General features: G+C 63.8%; 9 protein-coding genes. 1 reads left to right on the forward strand and 8 read right to left on the reverse strand.

Features of this window, described 5'->3' with window-relative positions; translation table 11 throughout:
- Nucleotides 1–595: 595 nt before the first annotated feature.
- Nucleotides 596–1,768 carry a kynureninase gene (gene kynU / locus ABFX51_RS39205; RefSeq protein WP_091504717.1) on the reverse strand — a complete coding sequence of 391 codons (1,173 nt, stop codon included), beginning with the start codon at nucleotides 1,766–1,768 and terminating at the stop codon, nucleotides 596–598.
- A 133-nt stretch (nucleotides 1,769–1,901) separates the two neighbouring features.
- On the opposite strand from kynU, the gene ABFX51_RS39210 reads away from it, so the two are divergent.
- Nucleotides 1,902–3,731: an AMP-dependent synthetase/ligase gene (locus tag ABFX51_RS39210; protein WP_091504718.1), complete on the forward strand. Its 1,830-nt coding sequence runs from the start codon at nucleotides 1,902–1,904 to the stop codon at nucleotides 3,729–3,731.
- Nucleotides 3,732–4,225: 494 nt separating this feature from the next.
- On the opposite strand, the gene phoU is transcribed toward ABFX51_RS39210, so the two are convergent.
- The 7 genes from phoU to ABFX51_RS39245 all read right to left on the reverse strand — a co-directional run bounded on the left by phoU (nucleotide 4,226) and on the right by ABFX51_RS39245 (nucleotide 11,216).
- Nucleotides 4,226–4,873, reverse strand: coding sequence for a phosphate signaling complex protein PhoU (gene phoU / locus ABFX51_RS39215; RefSeq protein ID WP_346056944.1), 648 nt, complete (start codon nucleotides 4,871–4,873; stop codon nucleotides 4,226–4,228).
- A gap of 275 nt (nucleotides 4,874–5,148) precedes the next feature.
- A complete protein-coding gene (locus ABFX51_RS39220) occupies nucleotides 5,149–8,346 on the reverse strand; it encodes a hypothetical protein (protein ID WP_346056945.1) in 3,198 nt (1,065 codons plus the stop codon).
- Between the two features lie 37 nt (nucleotides 8,347–8,383).
- Nucleotides 8,384–9,085: a hypothetical protein gene (locus tag ABFX51_RS39225; protein ID WP_346056947.1), complete on the reverse strand. Its 702-nt coding sequence runs from the start codon at nucleotides 9,083–9,085 to the stop codon at nucleotides 8,384–8,386.
- 51 nt (nucleotides 9,086–9,136) lie between these two features.
- Nucleotides 9,137–9,772 carry a hypothetical protein gene (locus ABFX51_RS39230; RefSeq protein WP_346056949.1) on the reverse strand — a complete coding sequence of 212 codons (636 nt, stop codon included), beginning with the start codon at nucleotides 9,770–9,772 and terminating at the stop codon, nucleotides 9,137–9,139.
- A 147-nt stretch (nucleotides 9,773–9,919) separates the two neighbouring features.
- Nucleotides 9,920–10,681, reverse strand: coding sequence for a hypothetical protein (locus ABFX51_RS39235; RefSeq protein WP_346056951.1), 762 nt, complete (start codon nucleotides 10,679–10,681; stop codon nucleotides 9,920–9,922).
- The gene (locus ABFX51_RS39240; protein ID WP_346056953.1) at nucleotides 10,668–10,901 is read right to left on the reverse strand and encodes a hypothetical protein; all 234 of its coding nucleotides are present in this window, start codon (nucleotides 10,899–10,901) and stop codon (nucleotides 10,668–10,670) included. The genes ABFX51_RS39235 and ABFX51_RS39240 overlap by 14 nt, the downstream gene beginning before the upstream one ends.
- 72 nt (nucleotides 10,902–10,973) lie before the next feature.
- Entirely contained in the window at nucleotides 10,974–11,216 is a 243-nt protein-coding gene (locus ABFX51_RS39245) for a hypothetical protein (RefSeq protein WP_346056955.1), read from the reverse strand.
- Nucleotides 11,217–11,271 lie beyond the last annotated feature (55 nt).

Consider the following 11,271-nt stretch of genomic DNA (forward strand, 5'->3'; position numbering starts at 1 on the left):
CGGTGGCGCGGTTGGGCGCGGTGGCGCGGTGCGGTGGGGGTGGCGCGACCCGGTGGGGTGCGGTCCAGCACGATGCGCGGTCCGGCGGGGTGCTCCCTCGACGCAGTGACGCGGCCCGGTGGGGTGGCGGCCCGGCGCGGTGGCGCGGCCCGGCGCGGTGGCACGCCCGGTGGGTGCGCGGCCCGGTGGCGCGGTTAGGGGCGGTGGCGCGGTTGGGCGCGGTGGCGCGGCCCGTTGGGTGGCGGCCCGGTGGGGGCGGTCGCTCCCCGGGTGGTGGCACGGCCCAGTGGGTGGCGGGTCGCTCCGCGGGGCCCTGCGGAGCGCGGCCCGGCGCGGTGACGGGCCGCTTCGTGGGGTGGCACGCCAAGTTGCGGCGGCTTCGGGTGGAGCGGCATCGGCTCCCGGGTGAGGCGGCAGTGGCTGCGGGCGGCCATCAGGGGCAGTCGCGGTCGCGGGCGTCCCGGGGGGGCAACAGGGTCCTTCGGCCCTGGTGTGGGGGGTCGGCATCAGCGATCGTTGAGGCATCAGGAATTTCTCGGTCATGCCGGTCGCAGCGACTGGGAAAGGCCGGGGCGGCGACTCCCACACCTCCCCGCTACCCCGGCCATCCTGAGAGAAAACGAGCAGCGCGAAGCACATCCCCATACCTCGTGTACAACGCGGCCAGCCCGAACCGCAGAACGTCGGGCGGCCGGAAGTCACCGATGATGTCGGACTCCGCCATCGCGGCCATGACGTGCTGGGCGTCGGGCCAGCGGACGGAGAGCTGGTTGCCTCGGGAAGCGTGGTCTCTCGGGGTCAGGACCTCGGCAGCGGGCACCAGTTCGTCCAGGCACCGCAGGAAGAAGTCACCCAGGGAAAGCGCTTTCTCGCGCACCTGGGCGATCGACACGTCGGCCCAGACGTCCAGTGCCGCGTCCAGCGCGAGCATCGACAGGATGTCGGGCGTGCCGGCGCGGGCGCGCCCGATCCCCGCCTTGCCCGTGTACTCCTCGCTCATGCCGAACGGGTCCGCGTGCCCCGCCCAGCCCGGCAACGGCTGGTCGAACCGCTCCTGCCAGCGCACCGGCACGTAGCAGAACGCGGGTGCGCCCGGCCCTCCGTTGAGGAACTTGTACGTACAGCCCACCGCCAGGTCCACGCCCGCCGCGTCCAGCTCCACCGGCACCGCCCCGACGCTGTGGCAGAGGTCCCACACCGCCAGCGCGCCCGCCGCGTGCAGCCCCGCGGTGATGCCCGGCAGGTCGTGCAGGCGGCCGCTGCGGTAGTCGACGTGGTTGACCAGCGCCGCCGCCGTCCGCTCCGACACCGCGGCAGGCATCTCCGCCGGCGTGACCCGGCGGATCTCGTGGCCCGTCAGGCGTGCGGCGCTCTCCGCGACGTAGCCGTCCGTCGGGAACGTCGTGGCGTCGACCACGATCTCCGGGCGCCCCGGGTTCAACCGCACAGCCGCGACGAGCACCTTGAACAGGTTCACGCTCGTCGAGTCGCCGACCACGACCTGCCCCGGCGCGGCACCGACGAGCGGTGCGATCCGGTCGCCGATCCGCTGCGGCGCATCCCACCAGCCCTCGTCCCAGGACCGGATGAGCCGCCCCGCCCACTGCTTCCGCACGACCTCGTCCATCCGCGCGGCTACGGTCCGTGGCGGCGCACCCAGTGAGTTCCCGTCGAGGTAGGCCAGCTGTGGGTCGAGATCGAACTCCGCCCGCTTGCCCGCCAGCGGGTCACGGGCATCGAGTTCCGCCGCCTCCTGCCCCAACGACATGGGAATCCTTCCTCTTCGCCCTTCTGGCCGCGAATGCCGATTCACTGTCCGCGAATCGCTACCTGTTTGTGGCATGCCTCACATAGGGTGGCGAGCACTCGTCACCATCCGTGCACCGCCGAGGAGGCCAACGATGACCACTCAGACCTCAGTCACGGACCGGACGCAGGGCCAGACCATCGCCAAGCTACTTCGCCGCGACGCCGAGGAGTACGGCGACCTGCCCGCGCTGACGTCCCTCGACGCCGAAGGCGAGCCGACACTGACCTGGTCGGAGGTGCGCCACGAGGTCGCGGTGCTCTCCCACGGGCTCGCCGGCCTCGGACTAGCCCGTGGCGACCGGATGCTGATCATGGCGCCCAGCTCCCCCGACCACATCCTCGTGGACCTCGCCGCCATGCACCTGCGCGCGATCCCGTGCACCGCGTACGCCACGCTCAGTCCCGACCAGATCCGTTACGTCGCACGGCACAGCGGCGCGCCGGTGGTGGTGCTTCAGGGCACGAACGAACTCAAGCGCTGGGAGCAGGTGCTCGACGACCTGCCGGCGCTGCGGCACGTGGTGATGATCGACAGCGGAGCCGTCCCGCCCGGCGACGACCGCTTCGTCAGCCTGGCCGACCTGCGCCGGAGGGGCGCGGAATCGCACGCGGCCGACCCAGCCGCGTTCGAGCGGATGACGGACGCCGTCCAGCCCGGCGACCCGCTGTCGATGATCTACACCTCGGGCACCACCGGCGACCCCAAGGGCGTGGTGCTCACCCACGCCAACGCCGTGCACGAGTCCTACGCGTTGCAGGCGCTGCACGACATGGCCATGCACCTCACGAACATCGCGTACCTGCCGCTGGCGCACATCGCCGAGCGGGAGATCTCCATCTACCTCCCGATCGCGATCGCCGGTCACGTGCACACCCTCGCCGACCCGACCGCGATCGCCGCCGCCCTCGGCCGCGTGCACCCGCAGGGCTTCTTCGGCGTCCCGCGCGTGTGGGAGAAGATGGTGGCGGGCCTGAAGAACATGCTGGCCAACGTGCCGGAGGACCGACGCGCCGCGCTGCTGGCCGCGAACGACCTGCTGCAGCAGGGGTACAAACTGCGCAACGCGGGCCAGGAGGTGCCCCCGGACCTCGCGGAGAAGATCGCCGAGACCGACCGGACGGTGCTCGCCCCCATCCGCCAGCTGCTGGGCCTGGACCGCCTCCTCTTCTGCTCCAGCGGCGCCGCCGCGCTGCCGCTGGAGGTGCTGCACTTCCTCGCCGGGCTCGGGGTGGAGATCCACGAGGTGTGGGGCCTGTCCGAAACCACCGGCGCCGTCACCGCCAACTGCGCCGCCGCCTTCCGCGCGGGCACGGTCGGCCGCCCCGTCGCAGACACGGAGGTCAAGGTCGCCGAGGACGGCGAACTCCTCGTGCGCGGCCCGCTCGTGTTCGCCGGTTACCTGCGCGAGGACGGCTCGATCGAGCCCGCCGTGGACGCCGAGGGCTGGTACGCCACCGGCGACATCGGCTCGATCGACGACGACGGCTTCGTCACGATCACCGACCGCAAGAAGGAACTGATCATCACCTCGGGCGGGAAGAACATCGCCCCCACCCGGATCGAGGGCCTGCTCAAGGAGCACCCGCTGATCGGGCAGGCGGTGGCGATCGGGAACGACCGGCCGTACGTGACGGCGCTGATCGTGCTCGACGACGAGATCCTGCCGGGCTGGGCCACGGCTCAGGGGATCGAGTTCACGGACGTCTCCGCGCTGGCCGGGCACCCCGCGGTGCGCGACGAGATCGACCGCGCGGTCGAGTCGGCCAACAGCAGGCTTGCGCGCGTTGAGCAGATCAAGCGCTTCGAGCTGCTGACAAAGCCGTGGACGCCGGAGTCCGGCGAGGTCACGCCTACGCTGAAGCTCAAGCGCCGGGTCATCGGCGAGCGCTACGCCCCGCAGATCAGCGCGCTCTACGCCTGACCCGGTCGGAGAAGTCGGAAAGGTCACCTCTTCATCGTGGTGGCCCTCCCGGCTCCCGGTCCACACCCAAAGTGCCTACCTGTGGACAACGGGATAGGCTAGAAGGGTCCATGATCATGTCCGGAACTGTGACATACCCCCGGTATGGAGATCACCGGACACCGCTTTCCCTTGCGGTGCAACGGTTTTAGCTCGCTATGGGTGGCCAAGGTTGGGGATATATAAGGGTTTCCGACCGTCCATTCCAGACTCTCGCATGATCATCTCAGGTTGCGAGCCTGTGACCTGCGGTTTTGTGTCGGTCTCGTGTGTGCTTCCGGCTTGGCTGGTTGTCACGTTTCCGCTGGTCAGCGCCTTGCTGCCTGTCCGGGTGTCGGGGGGCTGTTTCCGCTGGTCAGTGGGCTGTCCGGTGATCTCGGCGCTTGTTGACGCTTGGTGTTGGTATCGTGGCTTTCAGCGAGATGGGTCTGGCCGACCATTGGCGCCGACAGGGCTCAGTTCGGGCTCGGCAGGGTTCCGGTGACCGCGTAGTCCAGCCGGCGGGCTATGGAGACGGCCTGGTCGGCGAAGCGCTCGTAGAACCGGGCGAGCAGTGCGACGTCGATACCCGCGCGGACGCCATGGGGCCAGTCGTTCCGGCTGACCGAAGCCAGCAAGTTCCGTTCGATGCTGTCAACGAGGTCGTCAGCGTCGTTCAGTTCGGTGTATCGGGCCTGACCGGTCGTGATCAGTTGCTGAACCTGGCGGGCCGTCACGACCGCTAGGCGGGCCATCTCGGCGAACCGGTCGCGGGTGTCTGCCGGGATCGCGGGCTGAGGGTGGCGGCGGCGTGTCTGTTCGGCGACGTGTCGGGCCAGGTCTCCCATTCGCTCGACCTTTTCGCTGACGTGGATCTGCGTCACGATCGAACGGAGGTCGCTGGCCACCGGTGCTTGCAGAGCCAGCAGGGCATACGCCTGTGCCTCACTCTCCATCCGCAACGCGTCGATGTCGGCGTCTTGCGTGATGACCTCTTCGGCCAGAGGTAGATCGGCTGAGAGTAGTGCCCGGGTGGCCTTTTCCATGGCATCCGCGACCAGCCCGCACATGTCCGCAAGCTGACCGGTCAGGCTGTCGAGCTGTTCATGGAAGGTCGTCCGCATCCCATCACCCTACGCAACTCCGGTGCTCTAGGGGGAGGCCGAGGCGTGAGGCTCACTCACCCCAGCGAACCGCGCTTGACAATCGCTGGGAAGCAATGCGGCCGGGTGTTGACCTGCGGTCACTGTCGGTGTCCTCGGTTCGCCTGCTGGTCGCGCTGGTGGAGCTGGTTGGGTCGGGCTCTTTCGGTCGTTGAGACTTCCTGGCAAACCACCAGCTCAGTCGGACCACACAAGTTCACATCGGCAGTGTTGGTCTTGTCTTTTTCCATTGTGAATTATCGATTCGCCTTCTTGGCGCGGGACGCTGCTTGTCGGCAGGTCGCACCGCAATACTTGGCTTTTCCGGTCACTGGCTTTCCGCACCTCGCACAGGTTCGGGCGCTTCCGCACATCTCGGCCCACCGGATGAGTACCGCCTGCGGGTAGCGGTCCCATAGATCAGGGTTAACGATCGCAATGTCTTTACGTGCTTCTTTGACAGCGAGTGTTTCAAGCTGTTCCTTGAGCTTAGCGCTCGGATTGCTCGCGCCTTGTCGAATACGCCGAATCTGCCGGTCGGTCACACTGAGCATAGCACCCAATTCGGCTGGCGTGTACCTCCGATCCAATACCGGCATCACGAGCTTGCGCCACTTGTCCTTATCGCTGTTGGGCGTATAGTCGATTGTGGCCTCGACTTGTGACATAAGTCCGGCCGCGCGCTCGTCCTCAAATTCGCTTTCTTTGCCTATGTGGTGGAGTTCGAGCAGTCGCACCGTGCGCCGTGACAGCATTCCTTTGGTGTGTCGTGCGCACGGCCAACCGTTCGGCCCGTTGTATTTTCGCTCAGGGTGCATCTTGTATTCATAGTAGATGTCACCGTAGGTTTCGATCGGTATCGGATCGTCCGCGTTCAAAACTAATTCGAGGTGATCTCCGTCAGGCGCGACCTTGCGCTCACCTGTGACGCGGTATTCCCCTGTGGTCCGGTCGTACATATTCCAGTACTCGGAGTCAAGCCACGTTGTCGCGTCCTGCTCGTACGGTGCAATGAGCCGAAACTTGTCCGACACAGCCGGATGCTTTTGCATGTTCTGACTCGTAAACACATGTGGGGTGAGAATGAAGTTAAACGGCTTCACCGACTCTCCGTAGCTCTTACCCCGGTTCCATTCAGTAAAGGACCGGTAGTAGACTGTGTTCGAGACAGTAATTCGGCTCATAGCCGGCCGATCCAACCACGCCAATCGGTCCCACGGGATACCCTCGGCTTCGCAAATCATCGGTGTCCACCACTGACGACGCCAATTTTTGTCTTCGGAATTCTGGTCAACCGGACTCAGCAGATGACCTAGACCATGCTCGGACGTCTTGACGATATCAATTCCATCTTGCGCAACAGTGTACAGCGCATAGCGCTTTGCCGAGATAGCCAGGCATCTACCCCGAAACTCTTCCACGATGAGATCTGGCACCAATTCTCGGCTATATGGAATCAAGTCACGGAACCGGTCCCGGATTTCGCGTACCTGACGGTAGGTCAAGGCGCGTACGGCTGGTTGTCCGTCCGGCATCTGCTCCGGTCCACCGTCGCACGGGTACACGCTGCCGTGCTCGTCGGCGACGATGGCCATGCTGTCGGTGTCGCAAAGTATCCAGGTTCCACCAGCGTCGGTCACCAGCCTTTCCAATATGGTGAGCATGAGCCGTGCGGCGCCTGTAATCAGAGTCGAGAGCGGAGGGAAGCAATATGCGCCGGGTTCTTCTACCTTGTCGCTTGTGTGTTCCCACGGCATTGGCTCCGCACCGTAGACTAGGTGCGTCAGCGGCTCAGATGGGGGGCGACGAACGAACTCGGAAAAGATGCCGTAGCTGCCCGCGTTGGCGAGTACCTTGGACGACGCGCGAACTCGACATCGGTCGCAGGCGCAGTCCTTCGCGTGGTCTTTCTGGGTCATTTGCTGCTTGACTTCCACTACCTTGACAAAGAAGTCATCCGTTGCCGGATTGACCTTTACCTGACCCCGGAGGTCCACCGGCCGCAACGTATCGAGCTGGCGACCAATACCGACAAACTTATAGGCTCTTCGCACTTGCGGTACCGTCTGGCCGAGCAATTTGGCGGAGATCAGATCTGGAACCGTATACCATAGAGGGTGTTCTGATACCAGGCGGTTAATCCCGATGTTGTGTGAGCCGTCGTCGTATTCAGCGCGCACGGGCAACACATTTCCATCAGGCACGATTTCAGCGATACTGACGATGTGACGCCATGTGCCAGGGTTCAGCATTTCCTCAATACTGATTGATTCGAGTAGGGCGTTTACCTCGTTGGTTGCGTCCACGACCTGGATGCATTCGTCAGTGAGTAATTCCCACAGGCCCATCAGTGCGTTGACGGTTGGGTACATGCTAGTGAAATCGTTGTGCGAGACTGGCAGCGGTGTGTTGCGAATGTGCACCTCTGCGCGTCCGCCGTAGAACGACGCCATAGCATAGCCCAAGATCTCACGTGGAAAGTCGGCCATTGCTGGCCGGGCCAGGGGCGGGGTGATGCCCATCGCGTCGTAATAGGCTTTCGACACGGACGCACCGGAAAACATGGCCGATGCCGGCTTGTCGAACGGATGCCGCTCATACTCGGCCATGACCTTTTCATACAGATCGTATGTGGCCGCTACGTCTTGACGGCAATACGTAATGTAGTCATCCGTGATCTTCCCGTGCGCTTCCGCATCACTCTTGACCTGTTCGCATCCAAAAGTCTCGCCAGCGCTTTTCAAGCTATGAGACCGGTCAGTTAGCGCAAACACGAGCGTGTGTAGATCAACGAAGTTGCCCCGAAACACGGTGTCCCCGTCAGGGGCGTAACCATCGTTAGTTTTGCTCCCGGTAAAGCCAATCAGCGTCTTGTGTGCACCGAGGGACTTGACGGCAATTCGTGGTCGATGCCAGTTTACGCGACCGTCTGCCCTCGTGAACATGGTGAACGAGAAACCGCCTGCGTATCCTTTACGTGCCTCGCCTACGTCAACGGCGAGACGTGACAGGTCGAATGGAAGATTGAAGCCGACGATGGTGGCCGGTTCGAGCCCTTGGTACTTCTTGTGGCGGTAGCCTTTGTCGTGTAGATACTTGTTCGCGAACTCTGCCCGCGAGACGAGCAGCAAATCCCGAGAAACGCCGTGCGAAGCCGAACCTGTATCAGCCTTGTGAGTCCGCGTGTGCCGTTGCAGGGTGGCGAATCCATCTGGGTCGCGTACGGGCAGGTCGTCCGCGTAAATCAGCCCTTCCGCGTAAAAGGTCCACGCGCCAAACGGATTCCGTTTGTAGTATCGGAAGCACCCAAAGTTGAGCCGCTGCGACGGGTCGATCGTGGTTTCGGTGTCGAACACAATTACTTGATCGATGGGTCGCGCTGTCTGCGCGCCTGTTCGACGTAGGGGGGTATCCGGCCATATCCGCGTGTAAACAGGAAGGTGCATGTCGCTCACGCTTCCGCTCCTGCCTGCTCGGGCGTTGGCTCGCTCGTCATTCTGCGCCATCCTGTTCGTGTGCTTTGTCCAGCGCCTCTCGTAGCGCGGCGATGAGTGTGTTCGGCAGACCGGACATGGCCTCGCCCAATTGTCGGATAATGCCGCTGGTCGGTTGTACCGCATCGTGCGCGTTCACCAGGTCCCGGAACAGGTCCACGACGCGGGTCATCCACGCGACCAATGCCGGACACCCCGCTGGAAGAAGTACCTGAGCTGTCGCGGTGACAAGAACTTCGGGATGCTCCACTACTGGCCTCACCAGGTCGGCCAAATCGTCGCTACCGCTGGTCCGTGCCAATTCGCCCAGCATCGAATAACACCCACCCAGATAAGCCGCTAGGTTGTCTACGTGCCCCACCGGCTGAACCTCGGTCAGCGCGGGCACCTTATGCCGGGGGTCGGGGGCGAACCGTCCCTCTCGGTCTGCCGCGCCGAGTGTGTCCACCAGATGCCCGGCGAGCTGGGCGAACTCGGCGTTCAGCGCAGCAGCCGCCGACATGCCTTGCAGCGCAGTCCGCACGGTCAACACGTCCAGCACGCCATACAGGCGTGCCCGCGTCGCGTCGAGCGGTCCCACTGACTGACCACCAGCAGGTATCCCGTTCGCATCCTGCAACGCGCCTAATACGAGGTGGCACGACCGGCACACCGGCACCACCAAATCCAGGTCGGCAAACCGGCGCGCGACGTGGTGCATCTCAACATTCCCGCGCCGCCCGCACCCTATGCAAATCCTAACCATCGTCGATCACGCCACCTCTTGATAAAACGACTCGTAGTCAAACTGTCCCTGATTTCCCCAATCCTCGATCGGTTGCAACCGTGTTTCCAGTTCGTACCGAGGAATTCCACCATATCCACCCACGGTGCGACCCTCGAATCTTGCCAAATCCATATCGATACCTGAATCCAGATACTTGTTTATGGCGTTATGGTGCTTGGCAACCTTGGACCGGTCACGCTTGTTCAAACCAGCCACCCGGATAACACCCTCATCTTTGACAGCAACCGGGAGAGCCTTCACCCGCGCGGCCTGGTATTCCGCGTACCGTTGCGGGTGCCGGTCGGCCTGCTGTGGCCGTTCCGGGGTTGCACCATGTCCGCGTGCCTGTGTCCGCGTCTTTCCGCGTCCCGCGTTGCTCAACAACCGCCGACGCTGGGCAGGCTTCATCTCAAACAGAGACTTTCGCCCGCGCCCACCAAGCGCGTTCTGAACGACCCGTTCCGCATTGACCAATTCGTCCGTGATCATGTCACCGGGATTCCATTGGGAGATCTCGGTTATGGCGTCGAGCACATCAGCCGATGGCAGATGGAAGATTTCCCGACCGGACACTATGGCCGTCGCGCTACGATAAAAATCGTCAAAAAAGATGGCTGCCATGTCGTCACCCGATCCCCCGGAAACGAGCGGAACCGACTGGCGCGGGCAGGACCAAGCAAGATACACTATTCACATACATTGTTCCACTCCCTTCCCACGGAGTTGCCTGGAAAGCCCACCGGCCGCCAACCGGTGGGCTTTCCCCTTTCAGTCGCTATCCCCCACGGCCGCCAGATGTGGACGTTGAGCCTGCCCTGCAATGCGGCCGATGTACGGCCGGCTCACCTCGACCCCCTGACCGGAAAGCCACTCAGTAAGAACGCTCGGGTCGGTTGAGTTGGTGGCCGAAATAGCCCGACGTACTGCGTCCGCCTTGGACACCAGAGACAAGGCCGGTTCCGCCGTCGCTACCGAGTTATCGCGGGCTCGGACGATGTTCACCGCCTGGTGGTGATCAGTAATGCCGTTGAGTACGGCGACGCGGAGCGCCGCGAACGTTTCGGACGGCGCGAATATCCAGCGCAGGAACCGGAATCGGGGAAGCGCCGGCTCATGCACCCCCGCCGCGACCCGCACCCAACGGCGAGCGGCCCGGCTGACCACCTCGACCATGACGACGGCCAGACCCGACATCGCGGGCAGAAACCACACGGCATCATGCGCGTGCAACTCCACCCCCGCACGCCAGTTCGCGTACGCGGACAAGCTGGCCAACACCCACACCAACAAGTGGGCCATCCCACCGGACTCTCCTCGATGTGCCGCCACAATCGTTAGCGCCACACACACGAGCGCGCCCCCATCGGTCGCGAGGAACGCGGCCAACGCCCACCACCAGGGCAGACCCAATCCGGCGGGCGAACGCGCCCAGCGATACAAACTCTGGGATGACAACGCGACCGGCGCGGCAACCACAACTCCGAGAACGCCATAGACAAACCGCGTAGGTTCCGAGTTACGACGCGGCATCGTATCCACCTCGCATCGGGTGATTCAGTGCCGAGCGCAGCTCTTCCATGTGGTTCAACGCGACATCGACGGCGGCGTTCAACAGCCACCAACGGTCCAGCGCGGACGCACTGCCGAGCGCTTTCAATTCCTGCGCATAGGCGACAATCTTCTCTTGGGGGTATGGCTCACCCGGCCTAACAGAGGCAAGTTCACCCGGAGGAACGTTATACGTCGTCATGGCTACTCCGTAATCACTTTTGTGCAGCGCTACGGGTACGCCACAACCGATGTGTAAATGACTGGCTGGTCGTCAAATGTCGCCTATCAAGGCGAGTTGATCAATCGTGTCGAGATTGGTCGCTAACCTGTATTCGGGTACGTTCGCGTATCCGCCCACCGTCGCACCGGCGAACCGGCCTAGCGCGCCGGGGTTACCTGATTCGAGATACCGGGTGACCGCCTGCCAGTGCTGTTCAACCGTGGTCCTGTCGTCTTCGGTGAGATCGGGCACGGCAAGCACACCAGCTGTGCTCACAATGTCGATGTCCGTCATGCCGCCCTACCTTTCAGGGATGTCCGCGGTCCGCGAGGATCGGCGGATGCAGGTG

Source organism: Amycolatopsis dongchuanensis, assembly GCF_039542405.1.
Classification (GTDB): domain Bacteria; phylum Actinomycetota; class Actinomycetes; order Mycobacteriales; family Pseudonocardiaceae; genus Amycolatopsis_E; species Amycolatopsis_E sacchari.

Bases quoted from the DNA above. Each gene is read 5' to 3' on its own strand.
- kynU (WP_091504717.1), bottom strand. From the start codon at position 1,768: ATGTCGTTGGGGCAGGAGGCGGCGGAACTCGATGCCCGTGACCCGCTG.
- ABFX51_RS39210 (WP_091504718.1), top strand. From the start codon at position 1,902: ATGACCACTCAGACCTCAGTCACGGACCGGACGCAGGGCCAGACCATC.
- phoU (WP_346056944.1), bottom strand. From the start codon at position 4,873: ATGCGGACGACCTTCCATGAACAGCTCGACAGCCTGACCGGTCAGCTT.
- ABFX51_RS39225 (WP_346056947.1), bottom strand. From the start codon at position 9,085: ATGCACCACGTCGCGCGCCGGTTTGCCGACCTGGATTTGGTGGTGCCG.
- ABFX51_RS39230 (WP_346056949.1), bottom strand. From the start codon at position 9,772: ATGGCAGCCATCTTTTTTGACGATTTTTATCGTAGCGCGACGGCCATA.
- ABFX51_RS39235 (WP_346056951.1), bottom strand. From the start codon at position 10,681: ATGCCGCGTCGTAACTCGGAACCTACGCGGTTTGTCTATGGCGTTCTC.
- ABFX51_RS39240 (WP_346056953.1), bottom strand. From the start codon at position 10,901: ATGACGACGTATAACGTTCCTCCGGGTGAACTTGCCTCTGTTAGGCCG.
- ABFX51_RS39245 (WP_346056955.1), bottom strand. From the start codon at position 11,216: ATGACGGACATCGACATTGTGAGCACAGCTGGTGTGCTTGCCGTGCCC.